This window comes from Dechloromonas sp. HYN0024, assembly GCF_003441615.1.
Taxonomy (GTDB): domain Bacteria; phylum Pseudomonadota; class Gammaproteobacteria; order Burkholderiales; family Rhodocyclaceae; genus Azonexus.
Genome location: NZ_CP031842.1, coordinates 2,433,713 through 2,456,914 on the forward strand (window position 1 = coordinate 2,433,713; position 23,202 = coordinate 2,456,914).

The following is a 23,202-nucleotide window of genomic DNA, read 5'->3' on the forward strand; positions in this document are numbered from 1 at the left end:
TAATATGCGGACAGGTGGGCCGTTAGCTAACTTTAGGTCGCATATGACTTTGCCTCGCTTTACGCTGCTTTTTCTTCTTGCCACGGCAACCATGGCCCATGGTCAATCACCGTCATTCAATCGCTACACCGATGATCTTCCTCAACTCCTAGAAACTGATGCCGTAACCGTGATGGCAAGAGGCATGACCCACGACTTTGCAGCAAAAATATGTGGGCGCTTGGATGGGGATGTCGCTGCTACGGTTGTTGCTGAGGTTACCGAATGGAGAAAACGTAATGACATGTTTTTTCGCGGCGCATCAGCGGCACTCAACGAAATCGGTGATCGCCACCTTCCCGTTGGCGGAGAACAAGCCAAGCAAGGCTACTTTCAATCAGTACTAGTAACAACGGCGAAAGCTACAAATCAACGGCTAATGAAACAGTTGAATGGTGCAACGCTCGACAATAGCGTGCTGCCCCCAGAGGCCGCATGCATGGGTCTGAGCCGCATGCTTCATGATGGCGTAGGTGACTTCAAGAACACTCCGGAAGTTACACGTGCGTTGGTGTCCTATATGCAGCGGAAGAGCATCCTCTCCAGCAATACACGCTGACACTACGCTCGACACTGACGTGGTACCTAAAGCCGCCCAAACCTTTTAGTTCGACTTTGTTGAGTGTTAGCTTTACAACGCTGGCTAGGCGGTTTTGGGGACTTCACTGCCCAGAAGTGAAGGCGTATCGGGCAACAATCGGCCAACTCCGGACGGTGGTGGGATAGCCATATAGCAGCCCTCTGAGGGCTCTCATTATATGCTATCGTCCTGTTTTGGATGGTCGGCTTGATACGGGGTATCCCATCATGACGGAATACATCATTTCATTTAGGTTCCACAACTAACACTGGGTCACATAAGCATGACTACGTTTGCTCGCTCGCTACTCGTAGCATTCTTGCTACTCGTGTCAGTTCCCGCTCGAGCAATTGAGGCCGAAGAGGCTGAGGCAGCCGTGCAAAAGGAAGAACTGAGTAACCTTGGTACTTTGGGCAAAGGAATCGCTCTTGGATTGGAAAGCAGCGGAAAGCTCGTTTCCCGGCGCAAGCAGCCTAATCGCCACGTCGAGAGTTCAAGGGATGAGGTATCAACCTACTCTTTTCTTGGCGTGCGCACGGAGTGGTTGCGGCCGGGGCCAATTCCCGAAAAGGTTCTCCTATATTCCGTTGAAATCCAAGGGAGAAGGCATCCCGTTTCTGGCCGCCTAGCTGTTGGGTCTGCCACAACAAAACGAATTGCCAGTCGCTATGGGGAACCCTCAACACGTACTGGCTCAACAATGGTCTATTTCGCTCCTGACCATGTTCAAGATACAAGAATCACCTTTCGTTTTAGCGACGGGGTGCTTGAGGCCATACGATGGGACTTTTTAGACTAGTCCATTGTCATGATTGCCCAGCCCATCGTTCCAGGGTGCCTGCGCGAAAAGCCGTGCAGTCCGGTGAATTCAAACGCTCCTGAGTGACAGCTTTCCAAATCCGGCTACGGCAGCAAAGGGCACGGTGCCGACGAATAGCCGAATTCTATTTCCGCGGCTTTTTATCCGGTTGACCATGACAACTCAAGCGCCCAGGCGCAGCCCTGTCTTCTTGAGGATTTTGGTCGAGTACAAAATATCGCTGCCGTGACAGGCTGCGCCAAGCAGGGTACGGATTTCGCCAGCCTTGGCCGCGCATTCGTCACGCGAGGCTCCGTGCACCATGGCGAATAGGTTGAAGGGCCAGGCTGGCAGGGCGCGCGGGCGGCGGTAGCAGTGGGTGACGAAATCGAGCCAGCCAATCCGCTCGCCAAGGGCGTCTACCAGGTCGTCGGCCACGTCCCAGACGGTCATGCCATTGGCCGTCCAGCCGATGGCATAGTGATTGGGCACAGCGCCGATGCGACGAATGACGCCGGTGTCGAGCATGGCGCGTAGTCGCCGCATGACCTCGTCGGCCGACAGCCCCACCGTCTCGGCAATGGCGTGATAGGGCCGCGCCACCAGCGGCAGGCCGCCCTGCGTGGCAACAATAAGCGCACGATCAATATCGTCGATCACCGCCGCGCCTCCAGTTTCATTTCGACAAAAAACTCGCGCTCCTTGGGAAAGGCGTAGACCGGCAAGCCGGTGTCGGCTTCGAGGCGGCTAATGGCCTGGGCAATGCCGGCCTGGGTTTCGGTGGCGAGCACGAACCACATGTTGAGTGCGTGTTCGCGGCGGTAGTTGTGGGCTACTTGTGGCAAGGCATTGACCAATGCCGTCACCTCATCGTAACGAGCTTCCGGCACGGCCAGTGCGGCCAGCACGAATGCCCCGCCCAGCCGCTCAATCTGAAACATCGGTCCAAACCGGGTCAGCACCTTGTCGGCCAGCAGGCTTTCAATACGTTGCAGCAAGGCCTCCTCAGCGATGCCAAGTTGTTCGGCGGCCTCGGCATAGGGGCGTTCACAGACCGGGAATTCACCTTGCAGCCCGGCCAGAATCTGCCGGTCCACTGCGTCCAGCTCACGCATAGCGCGCGCCGTTCTGCTTGAAGCGGGTCAGCGAGAACAGCACTTCGTGGGCGGCGGATTCAAGGCCGTGGCGTTGGCGCAAGTCGGCGATGATCGATTCCACTTCGCCGCGTTCGCGGCCGTGGATCATGCAGAACAGATTGTAGGGCCACTCGGGCAGATGGCGCGGCCGGCGGTAGCACAACGTCACCGAAGGCTCTTCGGCGAGAGCGCGGCCAATGGCGCTGACCCGGTCGTCGGCAATGTTATGGACGAGCATGGCATTGGCCCGGTAGCCCAGTTCGTGATGACGGACGACAACGCCGAAACGCTTGATCGCCCCCTCTTCCAGCCAGCGCCGGATGCGGCCGAGAACCTCCGGCTCGGAGACGCCAATGCGCTCGGCGATCAGGGCGAAAGGCCGGATGAAGAGGGGCAAGCCTTCCTGCAACACCGAGACCAGACGACGCTCGGCTTCGTCGATCAAGGCCGCCGGCAGCACCGGCTGGGCGGTAGCGACGCATTTCTGCTTTTCCCCACGCAGACAGAAGCCAAGGTCGATGTGGAATTCTTCCTGCAGCGGCAGGGCCAGCAGCGGATATCCTGCGGCCTGCTCGATGGCGCCGAGACTGGCCTGCAAACGCCCCTCGGTGGCTGCCGTAACGACGAACCAGAGGTTGTAGCGATGCTCGCGCTCGTAGTTATGATTGACCTCGGGGAAGCGGTTGACGGCCACCGCTACAGCTTCCAGCTTGTCAGCCGGGACGGCCATCGCCGCCAGGGTCGAGGCGCCGATGCGCTTCGGTGCGAAGACTGCACCTACCCGCGAAATCTTGCCTTCACGCCGGAGGTTCTCGAGCCGCCCGAGCACGACCTTTTCAGCCACGCCGAGACGCGCCGCCAGTTCGGCAAAGGGCGCCGGAACCAGCGGGAAGTCACGCTGATAGTCGTTGAGCAACTGGAAATCGAGGCTGCTGTTCAAGGTCAGGGCGTCCATCAGAAACCAATGCGCACGGCGCGCGAGGTGAAGAAAATACCGGAAGGGCTTTCAACCGGAATTTCTCCCAGTTTGGCAAAATTTTCCGTGTTGTAAATCAATACTTTGTTGTCGTCGCGTGCCGAGAGCCAGACATGCTCACCACGCGGGGCGAATTCCATGTGCAGGATACCCTTGCCCGGCTCGAAAGCATGCACCACCTTGCCGGCCAGCGTATCGATGACATCGACCTTGGCGTTATCGGGGAAAGCGAAGTTAACCCAGATCTGTCGGCCATCCGGCCGGGCCATGACGAAGACTGGTTGACCGCGCACCGGAATACGACCGACCTCTTGCCAGGTCGCAACGTCGACGACCAGAACCTCATGGCGACCGATCGCCGGCAGGTAGGCCCTGCCTTGCGCCACCGACCAGCCACGCAGGTGTGGCATCTTGAAAACCGGTCGTTTTTCCTGACCTCGACCGTAGTTGTCGAGAATCTTGCGGCTACCTTTTTCCGGTTGCCAGAGATCAAGCAGGGCAACGCCATCCTCGCCGAACAGGCCGGCCAGGTAGTAGCGACCATCCGGAGTCACCAGGCCATCGTAGGGCTGGCTACCGGCGGCGAAGCGCCGCGTTGTCGGCTGCCTCGGATTACTGAAATCAGTGACCCGGATTTCGCCCCCATCAAACAACGCATAGGCAAACCGGTTGCCCGAGGTATCGGCCAGACCGACCACCTTGGAAAACTGCCCCGGCGCGAACTCAGCCGGCACGTCGGAAAGCAGTTCGAGCGTCTCGGCATCAAAGGCCTTGATGCCGCCCGGTGTGTAGTTCTGGGCGACGACGATACGGCCATCCTGCGAAATCGAGCCACCGATGGCATTGCCCGACTGCATGACGCGCTTGACGATCCGGGCGTCGAGCAGATCGATCTTGGTCAGCCCGCCATCACGACCAAAGATGAACGCGTAGCGGCCATCTCGGGAATAGACGGCCGAGGCATGCGACAGATCGCCAAGACCGCCGATCCGAGCATAGGGCTGGCGGGACGTGGTATTGACCAGCGTCACATGGCCGCCGGCCCGTTCGATGACCAGCCCGAGATCGCCCGTGCCACGCAACTGCGGACCGGCGCAGGCGTTGAGCAAGAGGCCTAACAAAGCAATAAGCAGCAGACGCATGGCGTTCTCACCGGGGAAATTCCGTCATCAGTTTATCGACTATCCAGGCCGCTTCGGCTTCGGACAGAAATGCTTGCCAGGGCGGCATCGGCGTCCCCGGACGACCGTAGTAGATCGTTGCGGCCAGCCCCTCGGCCGACTTGTCGCGCAGGCTCTCCGGCAAAAGCGCCGGGCCGAGCCCCCCCTTCAACGTCATGCCGTGGCAGGAGCCGCAATCCTGCCGCACCAGATGCACCAGCTCTTTCTGGCGCATGGCATCCGGCTCGCCTGCGAACATCGGCGTTGGCAGAAGCAACAGGCCAAATATCCACTTATTCGCCGACAACAACGACCCCCTCCATCTCCGGATGCGGACCGCAGTGGTAGTTATAGCGTCCGGGCGTATCGAAATCGCGCACCCAGCTTTCATCCGGGAACATCCGCTCGGACTCGAGGCCCGCTTCTCCTGGAAAGACAACTGAGTGGCTGGTCCGTTTTTCATGATTGACCCAGCGCACCCGGTCGCCCACCGAAATGCTGACGGACGCTGGCACATAGTGGTAGCCATCGATCCGCACCTCGACCTCTTGCCCGGCCAGCGCCGAAGACGACAGGAGCAACAGGCACAGCGGCACTCCGGTCAGCCACGGCGAGACCATAGGCATGAGGCTTTACTGCTTTACTGCTTGGCCGCCTTGACGTCGCCATCGGCACCCAGACCAATCGTATGGCCGAAGGAAACGTGATGGAAACGGCCACCGGCATTGTCGGCGTGGATGGCGATACCGAACGGGACAGCCTTGCCCGGGGCCAGACTGACACCACCAGCCAGCTTGCGGGTAAAGGTCACGGTATAGACATCGCCCGCCTTGGTCGCTTCTGCCGCCACGCCAGCCTTGCCCCCTTCCATGTTGCGCTTGTCGGAAACCATGCCGTCAACGGCCTTGCCGCCACCGCTGCTCTTCCACTGCATCAAGTCCATCACGCCTGGTGTGGCGTACTTGGTCTTGGTATCGGCCGCCCCCGGCATCCCCCGGGCATCCTTGTGACAGGCCGCCCAGCAACCGGCCTGATCGGCCAGCGGTACCTTGTCATTGGGGAACATCACGGAAGCCTTGAGTTCGTTGTCTTTGTCGGAATGGTCGAAGCCACCGGTCGGAGCCTTGAAAGTCAGGCGCACGTAGAGATTGGTCGCATCGTAAGCGGCCTGCACGGTGACTGGATAGGCCATCGTCTTGGGCGCGCCCTTGGGCTCCAGTTCCTTGCTGGCTAACCGCTTCAGATCGAGGCTCAGTTTGCCATCCTCGATATGGCAGCCGGCACAGGTCTCGCCCTTTTTCAGGCCGGCCGCGCCGCTGTGCTCGCCCTTACCCTGCGTCCACTCGATCGGTGCAGCCCCCGGGTGGAAAACATGGATCGTGCTCTTGGCGGCCTTGTTCCAGTCCGGCGACGCCTGGGCCGCTGACGAGCCGAGTGCCGCGAGAGCGCCGAAAACGGCGAGGGAAACGAGATTTTTCTTCATCGGGGTGTATCTCCACCAAAAATTATTTACCCGCAGCGCAGCGTCAAACCGCCCGGCGCGGAGTACTCCTGATTCATACGCTACAGGGGCTTGCGCCCCCGTAGCCTTAAGTCACATCAAACGATCAGGGTCGATCAGTAGATGTCGTGCTGGGTGTTGTAGACGTTGAACTTGCCGGTCGGCGTGATCATCTTCGGATCGGTGATCACCTTCTTCAGGGTCAGCGTCGCGTCGTCATAAACGACGATCGCCGACTGGTCAGCCTTGCCGCCCCACAGGGAGATCCAGACTTCCTTGCCGTCGGCGCTGTATTCCGGATGCACGGCACGCTTGGTGGCCTTGGTTGCCGGCAGGCCGGAATCCTTGGCCACATTGATCACCTTGATCGGCTTGGACAGGTCGGACACATTCCAGATCGCCACCGATTCGGCCAGTTCCTTGTCCGGGTTCTGCGGCGAATCGGCCCACAGGTGCGTCGACTTCGGATGGGTCTTGACGAACAGGTTGCCCGGCACGTGTTTGACTTCCTGGACAACCTTCCAGTTGTATTCCTTGTACTTGGCATCCGCTTTCTTGTCCGAGGGCGTGCTGATCAGGGTCAGGACGTCGGCGCCGAGGTGGCCGGTGGTCCATACCGGGCCAAACTTCGGATGGGTGAAGTTGGCACCACGCCCGGGGTGCGGAATCTTGGCGACATCGACCAGCGCCGCCAGCTTGCCGGTCTTGGTATCCACCGCAGCGATCTTGTTGGAGGCGTTGGCGGCCACCAGGAAGTAACGCTTGGAAACATCCCAGCCACCGTCGTGCAGGAACTTGGCGGAACCGATGGTGGTGGTCTTGAGGTTCTCAATATCGGAATAGTCGACCAGCAAAATCTGTCCGGTTTCCTTGATGTTGATAACCCATTCCGGCTTGATGAAGGACGCCACGATGGAAGCCACACGCGGTTCCGGATGGTATTCGCCATCAACCGTCATGCCACGCGTGGAAACGACCTTGCGCGGCTTCAGCGTGTCGCCATCCATGATCACGTACTGGGGCGGCCAGTAGGAGCCGGCCACGGCGTACTTGTCTTCAAAGCCCTTGAACTTGGAGGTGTCGACCGAGCGGGCATCGAAGCCGATCTTGACTTCAGCGACCACGGCCGGGCTTTCCATCCACAGGTCAATCAGGCTCAAACGGCCATCGCGACCGATCACATAGACATAACGGCCGGAAGCCGAGAGGCGGGAGATGTGCACCGCATAACCGGTCTTGACGACGCTGCGGATTTCCTTGGTATCGCCGTCAATCAGGGCCACTTCACCGGTATCGCGCAGGGTTACCGAGAACATGTTCTTGAGGTTGTACTTGTTCATCTGCTTGGTCGGACGCTGATCGACCGGCACGATGACTTTCCACGAATCCAGTGTTTCCTTGAAGCTGTATTCCGGTGGCACATCCGGCTTGTTCTGGATGTACTTGGCCATCAGCGACAGTTCTTCCTTGGTCAGGATGTCGTCGAAGTTAACCATGCCGCCATCGGTACCGTAACCGATGATCTTTTCCAGACGGTTCTGGCCGAGCTTGAGCGTGCCGCCCTCGGTAACGTTGCCGTCCTTGTCCTTCTTCGACCAGTGCGGCTCAAGGTTCTTGCCGGTGGCGCCCTTGCGCAGCACACCGTGACAACCGGCGCAACGTTCGAAGTAAATCTTCTTGGCGGCGTCTTTTTCCGCCGATGTCATTTCCGGCGCCACTTTTTCGGTTTCCTGAGCAAAAGCCGAACCCATGGCCAGCGCCATGACGCTGAGTGCAAGCATCCCCACTACTGTTTTCTTCATCGTTCTATCTCCTGGATCGAAATAATTCGCGTCCAATTCCCCTCAACGCGATGCCGTGCAAGGTTGAACCTCTGCCCGCCTCGCATCCTTGATACTCATCAAGACTTTTTCCATAAGAAATTGTTTATATTCATAGCCTTATAGTCACCAATGACTAGACATATAGTCCTTTGGTAGTAGGCAACCGCATTCATTGACCTTCCACTCTTGGCAGGCGCCGCCTCCGGCATTAGGATGGCCGCCCAAAGGCAGGAATAACGCATGAACAACCCGAAAAAACTTCAAGCCGGCAAGGTCTGGCTGGTTGGCGCCGGACCCGGCGACCCCGATCTGCTCACGGTCAAGGCGGCCCGCCTGATCGCCTCGGCCGACGCCCTGGTCTACGACCACCTGGTCGGCGACGCCATCATGGAACTGGCCCGCGCCGATGCCCGCTGCATCTACGCCGGCAAGGAAGCCTCCAAGCACACCCTGCCGCAGGATTCGATTAACCAGCTACTGGTCGATCTGGCTCGCGAAGGCCTCTCGGTCGTCCGTCTCAAGGGGGGTGATCCATTCATCTTCGGGCGTGGCGGCGAAGAGCTCGAAATCCTGGTCGCCTCCGGCATCCCCTTCGAGGTCGTGCCCGGTGTCACTGCCGCCGCCGGCTGCGCCGCCTATGCCGGCTTTCCGCTGACCCACCGCGACCACGCGCAGTCCGTCACCTTCGTCACTGGCCACCTCAAGGACGGCACCGTCAATCTCGACTGGAACGCCCTGGCCCGCGCTAAGCAGACCGTGGTCTTCTACATGGGTATCGGCGCCGTCGGAGAAATCTGTCGCCAGATGATCAACCACGGTCTCCCGTCGCTGACCCCGGCGGCCGTCGTCCGCAACGGCACGCAAGCCGACCAGCAGACAATCCTCGCCACACTGGGTACACTGCCGCAGCGCATCGCCGAATCGGGCATCAAACCACCGGCGCTGATCGTCGTCGGCAGCGTTGTCGGTCTGCACGAAAAACTCAACTGGTTCGAAAGACAATGAAAAAACTCTGGCTGCTTGCTGCCCTCTGCGCCCCCCTCCTGGCCACCTCGGCCCATGCCTACACGGCTGACGAGTTGCGCGGCGACTGCCAGATTGCTGAAGAAATGTACGCCGGGCAGAAAAGCAGCGACCCCTTTCAGGCCATCCGCAGCGCCCGCTGCATCGCCTATGTCGCCGGTTTCGCCGACAGCTACGCGGTCAGCGAATACCTGGCCGGCAAGGTCGGGGTCAAACTCAACGCCTTCTGCCTGCCGAATGACCCGGACCTGTCCTTGCGACTTGTCCGCGCCGTCGTCATCCATGTCGAACGCGTCCCACCCAGAACCACCGTCGGCCCTTCAACCCTGGTCGCCGGCGCGCTGGCCAAAGCCTTCCCATGCAGCGATACGCTTGAATCCAAGTAGTGATTCATGGATAATCCGCGCTCCGATCGCCCCGGTGGCGGAATCGGTAGACGCAGCGGATTCAAAATCCGCCGCCGAAAGGTGTGCCGGTTCGAGTCCGGCCCGGGGCACCAAGGAGATGTTTCAAGTAATCTCAGCAGGGCCAAAGAACCCGCCTAAGTGCGGGTTTTTTATTGGCTTTTTGCATCACGATGTGTAACATCGTCTCAGAACATCCCACCTCCAGTGTGTATAACAGTGCGAGTAACATGGGGTAGCTAGACAAGGGTTACACACGATGCCGCTAACCGACACAAAAATCCGCAATCTCAAACCGAGCGACAGGCCACAATCTGTAGCTGACGAACGCGGACTTTCTATCCTTATTCAACCAAATGGCAGCAAATGGTGGCGCCTACGCTATCGGTTTGAAGGGGTGGCAAAAATGCTGTCTCTTGGCGTCTATCCTGACGTAAGCCTCAAGGAAGCCCGTGAGCGCCGCGAGGCTGCGCGCAAAATGCTGGCTGATGGCATAGACCCAAGCGCGAACAGGAAGGCCACCAAGGCTGCCCGTGAAGAGCTGGCGACAAACAGCTTCGAGGTAATCTGTCGAGAATGGCTGGAAAATAAGCGCAGCAACATTGAAGAAGCACAGTACAAAAAGGCTTTAGCCCGCTTGGCGAAAGATGTTTTCCCCTGGATGGGCAGCCGACCAATCGCCGAAATCAGCGCACCAGAAATCCTCACAGTGCTGCGCCGTATTGATGCCAGGGGAGCTCGTTACTCCGCACACAAGGTCAAAAGCGAGATAAGCCAATGTTTTCGCTACGCCATCGCCACAGGCCGCGCCGAGCGTGACCCATGCCCAGATTTGCGCGGAGCCATTCCTGCCCCCAAAGCCGAAAATCTTCCTGCAATCACAGACCCGAAACTGGTCGGCGAATTGCTGCGTGCCATCGACGGCTTCAAGGGTACATTCGTTGTCAAATGCGCTCTAGAGATTGCCCCAAGGCTATTTGTCCGGCCCGGTGAACTGCGCAAAGCAGAGTGGGAGAAATTCGACCTCGACAAAGCCGAATGGCGCTACTTCATCAACAAGACCAAGACCGAACACCTTGTGCCACTGGCAGGTCAAGTCCTGGCCACCCTTCGCGAGCTGCATGCCCTGACAGGGCACGGGCGCTACGTCTTCCCCGGCCGCGACCCTCAGCGCCCTATGAGTGATGCAGCCATCAATGCAGCACTGCGCAGGCTGGGGTACGACACAAAGACTGAAATCACTGGGCACGGCTTCAGGGCAATGGCAAGAACGATTCTGCATGAGGAACTACAGGTAAAGCCGGAAGTGATCGAGCACCAGCTTGCCCACCAAGTGGCAGACGCACTGGGCACCGCCTACAACCGCACCAAATTTCTAAAGGAACGCAAAGCCATGATGCAGCTGTGGGCTGATTATCTCGACAAGCTAAAAACGGGGGCAGATGTTGTCCCCCTACATAGCAACGTGGCTTAGTAAAGGCACATCAAAACGGATGTTCCCTATTGAGTGGAAGAGCATCGAATGCACAAAGAGTTGCGTGCATACGTTCGGGTGCGAGTGATCCGAAAAATGCGGGCTGGCAGCACTTTGGCTCTAGGACAGTTGTGCCTTTCATGAACCATTAGGCTGCTACTGCATTATCTTGCTTGAGCGCGTGCAATTTGGATTTCCGCGTCTTTGTTACCATGCGCAGCAGCTCGCTTGAAATAACCAATAGCTTGGTCCTTGTCCTGAGGTACACCCGCACCATTCAGATGTGCAAATCCTAGTGCCATGAGTGCAGATACCGAATCACGACTAGCCAGCTCCTTGTAGATGTCAATGGCTCTTCCCCGATCAACCGGAACCCCTAAACCATTTGCGTAAATCGTAGCCAGCATCATCTTGGCATACTGCGATCCCATATCAGCATAACGCTTGGCAACCTCCAAAGCTCGTGTTTGAACTTGCCGCAACTCATCTTTGTCCACATTCGGTGAGTTACGTAATGCTGCAATCAGTGACAAATTAGACTGCGGGAAATTTGGCGCAGCTATGCGTAAGAGACGCATAGCCTCTGCTTTGTCCAGCGGAACGCCTTTGCCGGACGAGTACAAGTTAGCTAATGCAGCCATTGCAGGTGCATCGCCTCGGTCGGCCGCCAATTTAAGCAACTCAAATGAAATTTCGGGCTGCGCCTCAATGCCGCGCCCCTCCCGAATATGGCTCGCCAGATCGCATATAGCGTCAGCGCTCCCTCGCTTAGCCTCAGACAAAAGCAATGCATGCGCTTTACTATAGTCAATGGCGTATCCGCCAAAACCGTTGATATACAAAACCGCTAATACGGTGCCTGCATTTAATGCGTTCTTTGCTTTTGCTTTGTTTGCCCATTCAGCTGCCTCTGCATACCTTCCTTGCTGGAGGTAAATTGCAGCCAGAGAAACCATTGCTCTGCCGTTGTCTTTCGGGTTCTTTGCAGAGGTCATGCAAATTGGCTCCGCCGCAATTGAGTCGATGAACCCAACCGGATGCGCCTTGATATCTCCGATTGCTACAGTTGTCGCTAATTGGTCGCATTCGTTTGGCGTGATGCTAGCCGGCACAGAAAGTTTACTCCATGCATCCCGTACCTCTGCTAGCAATTGTGGCGGGCTAATCGCGCCTTTGTTGGCACCAAGCACGGAATTCACCTTTGCCGGGCCGGCAGCAAGGCATTCACGTTCGAGATTCTCTTGCTCAGTTCTGATTGTTGAGGTCGTTGTGCCTTTTCGTTTGCAGGCAAGTTCCCATATCGAACGATCAAACCGCGCCTTTAGCTCAACCGTTTCTCGACTACAATTTCTTAATGCAGTCGCACGATTTTCAGCGGGAACACGTAATTGCGCAGCTTCGGCTTCGCACAAATAGCCCTGAAGGGCCGTCGGAGAGGCATTCGTCCAGATGCACTTGTTAAAATTAAAGACAATAGTCGCATCTGAACCACCTTCATTTCGGGCGTCCAATCCGCAATATGCGACCCATGGTGCATAACCGAATTGATTTGTGCCCGTGTCTCCATTGCTGACGCAACTGGACATAGAGTCTGGATTGAGTCTCTTACCGGATGCCAAATCGTTGGCACAAAGTGCAAACCGTTTAGCAATCTCAGGATTCTGTTTCTTCAAGCAAGCAAACTGCGTGGCGAACACCTTGCTGTTTTCAACTCCAGCTTCTTTTGCCTCTCCACCGCAGATGGCGATATAACGGCGGAACTCAACAACAGAAATCGAACTATCGGAGAATGCGCTTCTTGATGTTGCCGTAATTTTTGCCTGTAGGTTTTGAATTCGTTCTTCACCGCTAGGATGAGATTGTAGGAATGCCAATGCACCAGCTGATCCATAGTTCGAAATCAATAGCTGTTGTAATCGAATTGCCCCATCTGGGTTGTAGCCTGCTCGCGTCATAAACTCGATACTGGAGGCATCTGCCTCCCGCTCTTGATCGCGGGTAAAGGTATTGTCAACTAACTGAGCACCGAAATTAATTAGCTCAGTCCGGTTCCGCCCATGGCGCTGTTGATATGCATCCAGAACTTGTGCAGCTAAACCAATTATGGAAGCTCGCGCTTGGTGATTTGCCACATGATTATGGTAGACATGACCAAACTCATGCCCCATCAAGGCTGCCCACATATCTGCATCGTCGCGAATGGCTAGAATCGTATCGACATTTACCGCGACGATGCTCTTTCCATTTATCTCCGTGGCAAATGCATTAATGCCTGGTTGGTTCGTTATAACAAGTAGTGGCTGTAAGCCATACTGGTCTCCAATTTTGCGCTTAGCTTCAGCTAGCGCGACCAGTGATCGACCTGGCAAGACAATCGACAGTCCATTAGGACCGTTGAGCATGTGGCGAGTACTGAAGGCTTGCTCATCCTGAATTGACCAAAACAGTGGATTGCTTTGTGCTGACACACCAGAAATAGCGATGAGTGTCATAAGGACAACCAACAGTGCCGCACGCATTTACCTGTCCTCGATCAAAATGACATAACCAAAATAGATTATCACTCGTCAAGAGGGAATGCACGGACATGCTTGAATCGCTACTTAGGTTTCGAATGGCATTGAGATGATTCAATCCGGACCCAGATCAATCAACAATGTTGCAGACAGAGCATTCGCTATTCGGCGAATTTTTACGAGACGGATTCTGGCCTAGAGTTTGAGGTCGCCAGCGGCCGCCTTGGAGCATTCAAGTTCCCAGAAACCAGGTTGAACTGACTCGCCGGTTTGGAGAAGCCAGCGACGTCCCCCCGGAATTGAGTAGCACGTGACTTTGGAGTCCAATCCCACCATCAAGGAGATTGGACATGAAGAAGCGATTCACTGAAGAACAGATCATTGGTTTTCTGCGTGAAGCAGAGGCAGGAATGCCTATTGCGAAGCTTTGCCGCAAACACGCCTTCTCGGAAGCCAGCTACTACCTCTGGCGCAGCAAGTTTGGCGGGATGAGCGTCTCAGATGCCAAGCGCCTGAAGGAACTGGAGCTGGAGAATTCCCGGCTCAAGCGCTTACTTGCGGAATCTCTGCTGGAGAACGAGATTGCGAAAGAGGCCCTGCGAAAAAAGTGGTGAGCGCACCGTCACGACGTGATCTGGTGCGCTTCCTGATCGACAAGGGACTCAGCGAGCGGAAATCACTCCGTTTCGTTGGCATGAGCCCGAGCGCTTTCCGGTACCGGCCGGTGATGGATCGCAATACCGCCTTGAAAGAAAGGATCATCACGCTCGCTCAGCGCCACCGGCGCTACGGGGCTGGGATGATCTATCTGAAGCTGCGTCAGGCAGGAGAGGTCGTGAATCACAAGCGGGTGGATCGGCTCTATGCCGAGGCAGGTCTGCAAGTGAGAAGGCGCAAGCGGAAGAAAATCCCGGCGGCCGACCGGCATCCCTTAGAACGCCCCTTGGCGGCCAACCAGGTCTGGTCGATGGATTTCGTGTTCGATCGGACAGCAGAAGGACGTGTCATCAAGAATCTCACCGTGGTCGATGACGCGACTCATGAAGCTGTGGCCATTGTTCCTGAACGAGCACTGGGCGGTCTGCAACTAACCCGTGTTCTCGACCAGTTGGCAAAGACGAGGGGACTCCCCAAGGCGATCCGAACCGATAACGGCAAGGAGTTCTGCAGCCGGGCCATGCTGACCTGGGCGCATGCCCGTGGTGTTCAGTTGTTCCTCATCGAGCCAGGCAAACCTAACCAGAACGCCTATATCGAATCGTTCAACGGACGTTTCCGCGATGAATGTCTGAATGAACACTGGTTCACCAGCATGCGCCACGCCCAAGTCATCATCGAAGCTTGGCGGCGGGAATATAACGAGGAGCGGCCCAAGAAATCCCTTGGCGGAATGACCCCTGCTGCTTATGCCAGATCACTTGCCCAGAAATCGGTTAAATTAACCCCGGACTCTAAAGCCTACTGCTACTGAAAACGGGGGGGCGTCGAGTGCTTCAGCGACGTTCTAGATATTAGAGTGACCGCGGATACTGTAAAGCACAAAGAAAAATTTCCATGCATTGCAATTTACGCATCAGAGGGCGAGATGCCACGGATATACATCGCGGTGTCGGTAAATGAGGTCTATTTCAATCAACTAGATAGAAACGATCGCGTTACTTTCACTGTTGGCTTCTATGGCTATACAAAGCAGGACCTGATTAATACATTCTCTATGGTCGTTGAGCCACGCCTAAATGGGCTTTACCGACCACAAAATCAAATCAATGACTAAACTCAGGCCTAGTTATCCCTACCATTACAGGCCAAACAACGCTGAAAATTCTGTTGTTCCACCGAAAGCCACATTGCACAGCGAGGACTATCTGTACGTTAAAGGTCCGCTTCCCAAAAGGAAGACCGACTGCTTTGGGCACTGACGGGGCAGCCCAGTTTTATGACAGCAGCCGTCGTCACGAATTCCATCAACTTGCCCACCTCATCCGGCTCAATTCGGCCACAAACGGACACTTGGTTACCGCGCCCCAAAGCAGACATTGCCCTGGGGCAGTTGTCCGGCATATTGATGTTGTTATACTGACAGCCAATATACCAAGTGACTGAAAGCAATGTGCTTGGTGCGACATATCCGGCTTCAGCAATATCAATTGTTATACGGACCCATGCGTCCGTATAAACACTGTTAGACAACGTCAGTGAAACCATCTCGCACCCCACTAGAAGCCTCCGCAGGCAAACTGATTTCCGCTGTTCAGCGTGAGTGGCATGCTGAGGCAGGAGAACCCTCTGCCGCTGAAAGCGAAGAGGTTATGCATTCCTGCCATGGGTTGCTTCAAGCTGCGAAAGACGGCTCTCTGTCTGACATTCTTGGCTCAAAAACTGTCGCCCAGTTTCTCGGTACCCACTGGGTGGCAGCACACCCAAATGTTGGCGCCGCAATCAGCGAGTTTGAGGCTGTCGCACAAGGGCAGGCCAGTGTCTAACATTACCGTCAAAGCCGCTCCGGCCTTCGGCCTCCGCTGGACGCTGCGCGATAAAGCGCAGCGCAGCGCCCTTTACCTACAACGTTAGACCGTAATGAAGCTCTGGCACCTTATTTACCGAAGCACATTCGATTGCCCAAGATGTGATGGCACTGTTGAATATGGGCCAGGCACTGGCATTAAAGAGTATTTCGCTGATGCTTACTTGGTTCTGGCTGACCAGTTTGTTTGGGTGGCCTTGGGTGCCCTAATTGGAGGGCTTACATTTTGGTTCTTTGGTGAAATCGTAGGCTTGGCGGTATCCACCGCAATTTGGCTAGCCATCACCCGCTATTTTGCAAAGTTTCAATGCCGGAAATGTGGCGCAGTTTTCACTTGTGCTGAGTTGTTGCGGCTTTCCAAGGAGCGTAACAGCGATGAAAAACCTGTCTAACATTCCGCTCCAGCCGACAGTAAAAAAGCTACGCTTTTTGCCGTCGGCTGAGCTAGCACGTTAGGCATTCAGATTGGCCTCACCATTTACACTGTCGGTCCTAGCGATCTGCGCCATCGCATTGGCGAACGTCGTTGTGTCGGTTCAGGTCATCAAATGCCCAATGCTTTCAGCATTCCAAAAGGCGGCGCAATGCTCTATTGTTTGGCTTGCCCCAATCATCGGTGCCGTAGGCATTTGGGCCTTTCTCCGTAGCCAATACAACTGGAACAAATTCGATACGCGAGCGTACCCGGAGCATTCGGAAAAAATGGTTCTTTTAGAGTTGGACAAGTCTGAGCATGTCGGTTCAAACCACTCTGGTGCGCCCCATGGTGACTGACATGCCTATGCCTAACATTCCTGTCAAGGCGCGGCCTTGGGGCGCTGGGACGTCCCGCAAGCGGGCCACCTCTTACCTACAAAGTTAGGCTCTATTGTGAAATTCCTAGCGCTCGTTTCCGCTCTGATCTTTCTACCGATTTCTGCACATTCTGAAATCACCTTCGCGCCAGGAGCTATCAATCGCGTTCCGGTCGGTAAAGAAAAAACGCGAGGCAACACGATTCGGACCGATGCTGTTTGCACAAAGCGAGGTGGCGAGTGGTTCGCAGGTAGCGGCTATGCATTCTGCGTTTTGCCATACCCCGATGCGGGCAAACTTTGCCGCAACTCCAAAGATTGCATTGGTCACTGCACCATGCCTCTAAGCGAGGAGACCCTTGATGGAAAGCCGTTGCCAAAAGGGAAAGGCATCTGCCAACTTGACGATAGCGTTGAAGACTGTGGGCGCCCACACTTTGAAAACGGCAAAGTTATATTTTTCAACTGCGACTAAGCCTAGCATCCCGGTCGAGGCGCGGCTTCGCCGCTGGGACGCTCAGCCGATAAGCAGGCTCCGCGCCCCTCACCTACAACGTTCCTGAGCGTCCGCTTTGAAAACTCGGCAACGGCAGCAATGGGCACAAAGCACTCAGTGACGACTGGCTGCTTCCAGGAACCGGAATTTCACTGACTGTTTGCGGTTTGCGGGGGGATGGAAGGGTTCAGAGTGGAATCGGTGGCCGACTTTGGAATGGAATCACTGGCAGGGTTTTCTATGGAATCGGTGCCCGGTTTCAGGTGGAATGTCCACATAGATCACTTTGCCCTAAAGCGGACAGTTAGTTCCTTAACAGGTATGCTATTAGCGTTTTTGGCTCGTCCACTGTTGTAAAGTCGAGCCAGCCCCATTCTGTTCCACCAAACAGATAACACTTATAGGCAAGCTTGGGCATGGTGCCAACTGGAGCGACAATGAAACCGGAAATTCAACTCGATTCGCGCAAACTTTGGGGAAATGAAGCTGCCGATGATGAAAGCGCAGAGCGCCTGAACTCGTACTTCGTAATGCAACCTGTGTTTGAGAGTTTCTTTGATCCTAGCGAGCGCTTTTTAGTGGCTCGTGCGCGGAAAGGCCTCGGGAAATCAGCACTTCTAAGGGAATGTGCATTCCGTGCCGAGTTGGATGAATCAAATCTAGTTATATCAATCAAGGGGGGCGACCTAGTTGCGCAAAAAAAAGTCGAGACTCTGTCTCCTATAGAACATATTCACGACTGGCAACAGCGTATTTGCGCTGTTATCAATCGAGCCCTAGGCAGCCAAATCGGTGTTGCCTTTTCCGACGACAAAATGGCCCTCGTAGAAGCAGCCGAACTAGCTGGCCTGAAGAATCGGAATCTATTTGGCGGCCTATTCGAACGAGCAAAGGGAAAGCTTGGACTACAATCCACACAGATAGCAGACAATAAGGCGCTGCTAGGTCGCGTAATAGGAAGCGAAGAAAAGACAGTTTGGCTAATCCTTGATGATATTGATGCGACATTTGAAGGTGGAAGAGACGAAATCCGCCGACTTTCCACTTTTTTTTCTGCCTGTCGCGAACTTGCGGCCAATTTCAAGGGCGTAGTCATCCGCGCGAGCATTCGATCAGATGTCTGGACAACAATCGAACGCACCGACGAGGCACTCGACAAGGCTGATCAATATGTCCGGGACATTCGATGGAGTCGCGCTGAAACAAAGAAAATTCTAGCAGAGCGAGTCTCCAGCTATTTACGCCTAGAAAAGGGATTCTCAGATTCCGACGTTGCTAAACTTACCGATACCAAACTATGCATGCTCGTGTTCAAGAACACATTCCCTGACCAGATTCATGTTTGGTCTGTTGGGCGTCCTCGGTGGGCAGCCCAATTGGGACGAATGGCAGGCGCAGTAGCAGTTCGGACGAAAAGTAACAAGATAACAGATGGACACATCAGAGAAATCCTATTCGATTACGGCAAATATCGCTTAAACGATATTGCCCGAGAACACAAGCTTCAGTGTAGTCAGATCGAATTGATTGCAAATTCCTTCTCCAAAGGACGCGCTGCCCTGACCACGAATGAATTGCTAACACACATCCGAACCAAGGTTATCCCTAACATGCAAATCAGCATAGAAGGGCGCGATAAGCCTTCAGATCTTGAGATCGCTCGCTTCCTTTTCAAAATTGGATTCATAGTCGGTCACCAACTGTCCGCAACGGCAACGGCTCAGGAGTACTTTGCCTTTGATCAGAAGCCGGATCTCCTCGTAAATGAAGCCAACCTAGATGATGAGCTCATTTGGCGCATTCAGGCCGCGTACCACAGTGTGCTTAGGCTTCGTAACGATTTAGGCGCGGTTTTGGCCACTAGCGAGGCGTTGCCCCAAGTATCTTAAAATTTTGAATAAATGCTGTTGTCGAATTGCTTTGGACTTGTGGGCGGCCACCGACCTTTAGGCAAGGAATGGCAAACCGCAACCTTTTCCATGACTAATACGTAGGAAACCGCGCTGGCGCGGTTAGGCGGGAATTGGCAATGCCGACAGTCAACAACTGTCGGTCCCGTTTCCTGCGCCGATTAACTCTAAGTTAGATAGCATCAAAGCATGCATATTAAATTTGATTTGCCAGACGCTCCGCTAAAACCTGATGTATTTGCTCAGTATTGGCTGCGTAGCATCTTTATATGCTCCGCATCAACCCGATACGAGATCAATGCTTTGACAAGCACATACGTCAGACTTGTAAGCGCTGCGCTAGTGGAATACGAGGAAGGTAGCAAACGCCTTCGCGATTTTTGGGCAACGCATACTTCATTCAACCTTAGCGCAATGCATCGCGCAATCTCGCATTTTGAATCCTGCATTTTCAATGCAAACAGAGCAACGAATTGCTTTCGCCGCCTGCGCGGGGATCGCTTGCATGACCCAATCGCACTTGCGCTTCGGCAACAAAAATTCTCTTTTTCCCAGGATGCAATTGCCGATCGAATCCGTGGAATGCGAAACGAGATACACCACCTAGAAGACTCCGTACTTGACGGGCTAATTACCCAAGGACAGAATTTCGCGTTGAGACCAGATGGCCCTGAGGTTCCTCATCCAACAGAGGAAAATCAAACAGTAAAAACCATTGATCGCTTGATCATAGGGCCGCACGAGATTTTGTTTCGTGAGTTGCGTCAGTGGCTGCAAGAGATGACTGACGCCGTATCGAAGATTGCCGAAGTTCTCCCTAGTTCGTCTCCGCCTGCCAAAGTACCAAATGCTGTCTAACCATTCGGTGAATCGGTGCGCTCTGCAGGTAGCCAGCGATTACCCCTTTGGGCACTCTGCTGCAGTCGGACTAGGGCCGGTCAATTTGATAATTTCGTCTGGTCAGGAGGGGTGCGATTCAGCGGTCAATACAGTTCAATTCCGCAGTTTTTTATAGCGAACGCTTTGATCAAGGAACTCAGGCATATCTGGCCAGAATCTGTTACTCATGCTTAGATTTTCCTTGGCAGTTGTCACCTGCAAGTTGAACTCATTATGTAGACCGCACACCCAGTCATTGCTAATTGGCACAATGTGATGAACGTGGTGCTTGATACCGGTTTCTACAATGAGGCGATCCCTCTCCTCGTAGAACCACCATATGGCAACAAAATTTGTCCATTTAGGGATTGCTTGGTTGAGACGCCTTGTGTAATGCCCATGCCTAGCAACGTAGCGCCTTTTGGCTGCGCGAACGATCTCTGGGTGTTGTTGAGCATACGTCAGCCTTGTCGCTAGTGCCCTGACCTTATTTGCCTCATACCATTTTTTTGCAGAATTACGGCGATTTGGATCAGCGAGATAGCGCTTCCGTTCATATGAGGTGCCCCCCATAAACAGTGCCACGGGGAATTTAGTAAAGTCCGTTTTCGAGAAGGAGAATGGACTTGAAGAAGCGGTTTTCAGAAGAGCAGATCATCGGCTTTTTGCAGCAGGCAGAAGCCGGCATACCGATCAAGGAACTGTGTCGGCAACATGGCTTCAGTGACGGATCGTTCTACAACTGGCGAGCGAAGTTCGGCGGCATGTCGGTTCCAGATGCCAAGCGTCTGAAGGAATTAGAGGCCGAGAACGGTCGGCTTAAACGTCTGCTGGCCGAATCGATCCTCGATGCGGAGGCACTCAAGGCTGCTTTAGGCCGAAAACGCTGAGCCCCCAGCAAAAGCGTGAGGCAGTCATGGTGATGCGTGAATCGACAACGATTTCCGAGCGCCGTGCCTGCCTGCTGGTGGGTTTGTCGCGCACGGTCCTGCATTACGAATCGACGGCACAGCCAGAGAATGAGCAATTGCAGGCAAGACTGGTTGAGCTAGCCAGCGAGCGTCGCCGGTTCGGCTATCGCCGTCTGCATGCCTTGGTTCGCCGTGAGGGCGTTCAGGTCAATCACAAGCGTATCTATCGCCTCTACAGCGATGCCGGCCTATCGGTTCGGCGCCGCAAGAAGCGACATGGTGTGGCCGTCGAGCGGCAGGCGCTGGAATTGCCGTCCTCACCGAACCAGGTCTGGTCGATGGATTTTGTCAGTGACGCATTAGCCAATGGCCGCCGGATCAAGGTGCTGACCATCGTCGATGACTTCAGCAAGGAGGCCATCGATCTCGCTGTCGATTTCGGAATATCGGGACATTACGTGACCCGGGTGCTCGATCAGGCTGCGCGTTTCAGGGGCTATCCCAAGGCGATCCGGACCGATCAGGGACCGGAATTCACCGGCAAGGCGTTGGACCAATGGGCCTACCAGCACGGCGTGCAGCTCAAGCTGATCCAGGCTGGCAAACCGACGCAGAATGCGTTCATCGAGAGCTTCAACGGCAGGTTTCGGGATGAATGCCTGAACGACCATTGGTTTACGAGCTTGCCTCAGGCTCGTATCCTGATTGCCGCTTGGCGCCGCGACTACAACCAGCATCGGCCGCATAGCTCACTGGATTACCTGACGCCCGCAGAGTTTGCAGCCAAGCACCGATCCAGTGATCCCGACGATCCTGTCGGGAAAGGATGTCTTTAGAAGTGCAAACCAAGGACTTTTACTAAAACGCCCTTGGCACTAAATCCGGGGGCACCTCACATATTCCGAGAGATATGATGTATTTTCCTTTCGCCACTCTCGATCACCATCTGCACGACATTTTTTGCAGCGAGGATAAAGACCGTCGGGTGCATCCTTCTTTCGGTGAAACTCAACTGCACTTTTTTTCTGGCCACACTCGCAACAGCATTTTTGAATTGGCACCACTGAATCAGTGCGCGCATAGCGGCGCTTGAATGCCTCATATCGACGTAGAGCATTTTCCTCCTGCCAGAGCCTATTAGTCTCCCTTTTTCGCTCGCGATTATTCTCCGCCCATGTCGCACACAGCCTATTGTGGCAGCGCTTACAGGCGGAAAAAAATCCATCTCGCTTTCGGGAGTCTCGATAGAAGTCATCAACAGGCAATATGGCGCCACACTTTGAGCATTGCTTCAGTACACTCACTGTGCTCTCCTGCCGAGAAATGGCATGGTTACCCGAAAGAAACACCTCTCTAAAACTGTTCGATCGCGCAGATTTCTGATTTTCTCTGTTTTGCCAACCTCAACATAACAGCCACCAGATTGGGTTCCAGCGCAACGTTTTCCAGCACCGCCACGGCTTCATCAAATCGCCCTAGTTGGCGCAGCAGTTCGCCCACAGTGACGGCGATGCTATCAACATCATTAGATGCTTTATGAAGCGCCAGCAGCGATCTCATATTGTCCTCAGTCTGCTCCAGTGTCATCGGGTTCTCTATTCGGCGCCCCCGTTGCCTGTGGTTGCCAATCCACCATAGGCGCGTACGCAGGTAGATTTCGCGCGCCGGCGTTGTGGCCTTGCCTCGCTGTACCGCATTCAGAATTTCGGCAGGACGTGGTCGCTCTAATGCTGTAATAAAAAGCTCCTCATCGTGAAATGCTTGCCATGTTTTTTCTTCGGCACACAGTCCCTCATAGTGACCAGTCATGTGCGCGAGCAGCCGACGGGGCCAGCCCCAATGCAGCGACTCAGGCTCCCTTGTCGGCGCACGCCCAAGTTCGCGGGCATCCTCAACCCAGAAAATCCCGGTGCACGCCGGGCAGCAAGCCAGCGACCCAGCCTCCGGCGCCAAAAAAATGTCGGTATAGCCATCCGACCATCGTGTGGCGAGGCCGAAGGTATTGATAGAGGCGAATCGCTGCTGCAACAATTTGGACTGACAGCAGGGTGATTCGATGATGGCGGGGGCGGCAAGACGTGTCATAACCTAGGCTCAAAATATTCTTGGTCGTATTCAGTAGTTTTTCCCCAAATTCGGCAGCGAGCCAAGGGGCCTAAGGCCGCATGATAGCGGACAGACAACCACGAATGCGCCCACGGCGTTAGGTGCAACCACGGTGTTAAACACACCGTGGATTTGCATTCGGGTTTGCGTA

21 protein-coding genes, 1 tRNA gene and 1 pseudogene are annotated in these 23,202 nt (G+C 55.0%); 10 read left to right on the plus strand and 13 right to left on the minus strand.

The features are described 5' to 3' along the window. Nucleotides 1-43: 43 nt before the first annotated feature. Nucleotides 44-598, plus strand: a complete 555-nt coding sequence (locus HYN24_RS11630; protein WP_117609400.1) for a hypothetical protein — start codon at nt 44-46, stop codon at nt 596-598. Between the two features lie 1,003 nt (nt 599-1,601). Here HYN24_RS11630 and HYN24_RS11635 read toward each other — a convergent pair. The 8 genes from HYN24_RS11635 to HYN24_RS11670 form a co-directional block, all read right to left on the minus strand. Further along, nucleotides 1,602-2,078: an AsnC family transcriptional regulator gene (locus tag HYN24_RS11635; protein WP_117609401.1), complete on the minus strand. Its 477-nt coding sequence runs from the start codon at nt 2,076-2,078 to the stop codon at nt 1,602-1,604. Continuing rightward, nucleotides 2,075-2,533, minus strand: coding sequence for an Lrp/AsnC family transcriptional regulator (locus HYN24_RS11640; protein WP_117609402.1), 459 nt, complete (start codon nt 2,531-2,533; stop codon nt 2,075-2,077). The genes HYN24_RS11635 and HYN24_RS11640 overlap by 4 nt, the downstream gene beginning before the upstream one ends. Continuing rightward, entirely contained in the window at nt 2,526-3,509 is a 984-nt protein-coding gene (locus HYN24_RS11645) for an Lrp/AsnC family transcriptional regulator (protein ID WP_117609403.1), read from the minus strand. The genes HYN24_RS11640 and HYN24_RS11645 overlap by 8 nt, the downstream gene beginning before the upstream one ends. Beyond that, nucleotides 3,509-4,672 carry a cytochrome D1 domain-containing protein gene (locus tag HYN24_RS11650; RefSeq protein ID WP_117609404.1) on the minus strand — a complete coding sequence of 388 codons (1,164 nt, stop codon included), beginning with the start codon at nt 4,670-4,672 and terminating at the stop codon, nt 3,509-3,511. The genes HYN24_RS11645 and HYN24_RS11650 overlap by 1 nt, the downstream gene beginning before the upstream one ends. A gap of 7 nt (nt 4,673-4,679) precedes the next feature. Continuing rightward, complete coding sequence (locus HYN24_RS11655; RefSeq protein ID WP_305790975.1) at nt 4,680-4,979, minus strand: cytochrome c; 300 nt, start codon at nt 4,977-4,979, stop codon at nt 4,680-4,682. A 4-nt stretch (nt 4,980-4,983) separates the two neighbouring features. Continuing rightward, a complete protein-coding gene (locus HYN24_RS11660; protein WP_162888713.1) occupies nt 4,984-5,316 on the minus strand; it encodes a plastocyanin/azurin family copper-binding protein in 333 nt (110 codons plus the stop codon). Between the two features lie 14 nt (nt 5,317-5,330). After that, nucleotides 5,331-6,173 carry an ethylbenzene dehydrogenase-related protein gene (locus HYN24_RS11665; RefSeq protein ID WP_117609407.1) on the minus strand — a complete coding sequence of 281 codons (843 nt, stop codon included), beginning with the start codon at nt 6,171-6,173 and terminating at the stop codon, nt 5,331-5,333. Between the two features lie 134 nt (nt 6,174-6,307). Continuing rightward, a complete protein-coding gene (locus tag HYN24_RS11670) occupies nt 6,308-7,993 on the minus strand; it encodes a cytochrome D1 domain-containing protein (protein ID WP_117609408.1) in 1,686 nt (561 codons plus the stop codon). A 261-nt stretch (nt 7,994-8,254) separates the two neighbouring features. On the opposite strand from HYN24_RS11670, the gene cobA reads away from it, so the two are divergent. From cobA to HYN24_RS11690, 4 genes are all read left to right on the plus strand, one after another. Further along, nucleotides 8,255-9,019, plus strand: coding sequence for a uroporphyrinogen-III C-methyltransferase (gene cobA / locus HYN24_RS11675; protein ID WP_117609409.1), 765 nt, complete (start codon nt 8,255-8,257; stop codon nt 9,017-9,019). After that, on the plus strand, nt 9,016-9,423 hold the full coding sequence (locus HYN24_RS11680) for a Rap1a/Tai family immunity protein (RefSeq protein ID WP_117609410.1): 408 nt from the start codon (nt 9,016-9,018) through the stop codon (nt 9,421-9,423). The genes cobA and HYN24_RS11680 overlap by 4 nt, the downstream gene beginning before the upstream one ends. A gap of 28 nt (nt 9,424-9,451) precedes the next feature. Beyond that, nucleotides 9,452-9,536, plus strand: a tRNA-Leu gene (locus tag HYN24_RS11685). A 164-nt stretch (nt 9,537-9,700) separates the two neighbouring features. After that, on the plus strand, nt 9,701-10,915 hold the full coding sequence (locus HYN24_RS11690) for an integrase arm-type DNA-binding domain-containing protein (protein WP_117609411.1): 1,215 nt from the start codon (nt 9,701-9,703) through the stop codon (nt 10,913-10,915). Between the two features lie 164 nt (nt 10,916-11,079). Here the strand turns inward: HYN24_RS11690 and HYN24_RS11695 are convergent, their stop codons facing one another. After that, a complete protein-coding gene (locus HYN24_RS11695) occupies nt 11,080-13,434 on the minus strand; it encodes a M48 family metalloprotease (protein ID WP_117609412.1) in 2,355 nt (784 codons plus the stop codon). A 347-nt stretch (nt 13,435-13,781) separates the two neighbouring features. On the opposite strand from HYN24_RS11695, the pseudogene HYN24_RS11700 reads away from it, so the two are divergent. Then, nucleotides 13,782-14,886: pseudogene (locus HYN24_RS11700) on the plus strand (IS3 family transposase). Between the two features lie 417 nt (nt 14,887-15,303). On the opposite strand, the gene HYN24_RS11710 reads toward HYN24_RS11700, so the two are convergent. Next, a complete protein-coding gene (locus tag HYN24_RS11710) occupies nt 15,304-15,636 on the minus strand; it encodes a hypothetical protein (protein ID WP_117609415.1) in 333 nt (110 codons plus the stop codon). A gap of 372 nt (nt 15,637-16,008) precedes the next feature. Here HYN24_RS11710 and HYN24_RS11720 point away from each other — a divergent pair, with 372 nt between their 5' ends. From HYN24_RS11720 to HYN24_RS15945, 3 genes are all read left to right on the plus strand, one after another. Beyond that, nucleotides 16,009-16,347 (plus strand): NfeD family protein, encoded by a 339-nt coding sequence (locus HYN24_RS11720; protein WP_162888714.1) that lies wholly within the window; start codon nt 16,009-16,011, stop codon nt 16,345-16,347. Nucleotides 16,348-17,682: 1,335 nt separating this feature from the next. Beyond that, nucleotides 17,683-19,134, plus strand: coding sequence for a P-loop ATPase, Sll1717 family (locus HYN24_RS11730; RefSeq protein WP_117609419.1), 1,452 nt, complete (start codon nt 17,683-17,685; stop codon nt 19,132-19,134). Nucleotides 19,135-19,344: 210 nt separating this feature from the next. Next, nucleotides 19,345-20,013, plus strand: coding sequence for a hypothetical protein (locus HYN24_RS15945; protein ID WP_162888715.1), 669 nt, complete (start codon nt 19,345-19,347; stop codon nt 20,011-20,013). A 135-nt stretch (nt 20,014-20,148) separates the two neighbouring features. Here the strand turns inward: HYN24_RS15945 and HYN24_RS11740 are convergent, their stop codons facing one another. Next, nucleotides 20,149-20,619 carry a hypothetical protein gene (locus tag HYN24_RS11740; RefSeq protein ID WP_162888716.1) on the minus strand — a complete coding sequence of 157 codons (471 nt, stop codon included), beginning with the start codon at nt 20,617-20,619 and terminating at the stop codon, nt 20,149-20,151. Between the two features lie 41 nt (nt 20,620-20,660). Here HYN24_RS11740 and HYN24_RS11745 point away from each other — a divergent pair. Then, nucleotides 20,661-21,781, plus strand: a protein-coding gene (locus HYN24_RS11745; RefSeq protein WP_371413211.1) for an IS3 family transposase whose coding sequence is annotated in 2 segments (ribosomal slippage) — nt 20,661-20,918 and nt 20,921-21,781 — 1,119 coding nt in all. Because the reading frame shifts where the segments join, the coding sequence is not laid out codon by codon here. Nucleotides 21,782-21,837: 56 nt separating this feature from the next. On the opposite strand, the gene HYN24_RS15950 is transcribed toward HYN24_RS11745, so the two are convergent. Next, nucleotides 21,838-22,062 carry a hypothetical protein gene (locus HYN24_RS15950; RefSeq protein WP_162888717.1) on the minus strand — a complete coding sequence of 75 codons (225 nt, stop codon included), beginning with the start codon at nt 22,060-22,062 and terminating at the stop codon, nt 21,838-21,840. Nucleotides 22,063-22,298: 236 nt separating this feature from the next. After that, entirely contained in the window at nt 22,299-23,030 is a 732-nt protein-coding gene (locus HYN24_RS11755; RefSeq protein WP_117609423.1) for a hypothetical protein, read from the minus strand. Nucleotides 23,031-23,202: the final 172 nt, after the last annotated feature.

Bases quoted from the DNA above. Each gene is read 5' to 3' on its own strand.
- HYN24_RS15945 (WP_162888715.1), top strand. From the start codon at position 19,345: ATGCATATTAAATTTGATTTGCCAGACGCTCCGCTAAAACCTGATGTA.
- HYN24_RS11640 (WP_117609402.1), bottom strand. From the start codon at position 2,533: ATGCGTGAGCTGGACGCAGTGGACCGGCAGATTCTGGCCGGGCTGCAA.
- HYN24_RS11695 (WP_117609412.1), bottom strand. From the start codon at position 13,434: ATGCGTGCGGCACTGTTGGTTGTCCTTATGACACTCATCGCTATTTCT.
- cobA (WP_117609409.1), top strand. From the start codon at position 8,255: ATGAACAACCCGAAAAAACTTCAAGCCGGCAAGGTCTGGCTGGTTGGC.
- HYN24_RS11710 (WP_117609415.1), bottom strand. From the start codon at position 15,636: ATGGTTTCACTGACGTTGTCTAACAGTGTTTATACGGACGCATGGGTC.
- HYN24_RS11690 (WP_117609411.1), top strand. From the start codon at position 9,701: ATGCCGCTAACCGACACAAAAATCCGCAATCTCAAACCGAGCGACAGG.
- HYN24_RS11755 (WP_117609423.1), bottom strand. From the start codon at position 23,030: ATGACACGTCTTGCCGCCCCCGCCATCATCGAATCACCCTGCTGTCAG.
- HYN24_RS11670 (WP_117609408.1), bottom strand. From the start codon at position 7,993: ATGAAGAAAACAGTAGTGGGGATGCTTGCACTCAGCGTCATGGCGCTG.
- HYN24_RS11630 (WP_117609400.1), top strand. From the start codon at position 44: ATGACTTTGCCTCGCTTTACGCTGCTTTTTCTTCTTGCCACGGCAACC.
- HYN24_RS15950 (WP_162888717.1), bottom strand. From the start codon at position 22,062: ATGCTCTACGTCGATATGAGGCATTCAAGCGCCGCTATGCGCGCACTG.
- HYN24_RS11645 (WP_117609403.1), bottom strand. From the start codon at position 3,509: ATGGACGCCCTGACCTTGAACAGCAGCCTCGATTTCCAGTTGCTCAAC.
- HYN24_RS11730 (WP_117609419.1), top strand. From the start codon at position 17,683: ATGAAACCGGAAATTCAACTCGATTCGCGCAAACTTTGGGGAAATGAA.
- HYN24_RS11660 (WP_162888713.1), bottom strand. From the start codon at position 5,316: ATGCCTATGGTCTCGCCGTGGCTGACCGGAGTGCCGCTGTGCCTGTTG.
- HYN24_RS11680 (WP_117609410.1), top strand. From the start codon at position 9,016: ATGAAAAAACTCTGGCTGCTTGCTGCCCTCTGCGCCCCCCTCCTGGCC.
- HYN24_RS11665 (WP_117609407.1), bottom strand. From the start codon at position 6,173: ATGAAGAAAAATCTCGTTTCCCTCGCCGTTTTCGGCGCTCTCGCGGCA.
- HYN24_RS11720 (WP_162888714.1), top strand. From the start codon at position 16,009: ATGAAGCTCTGGCACCTTATTTACCGAAGCACATTCGATTGCCCAAGA.
- HYN24_RS11650 (WP_117609404.1), bottom strand. From the start codon at position 4,672: ATGCGTCTGCTGCTTATTGCTTTGTTAGGCCTCTTGCTCAACGCCTGC.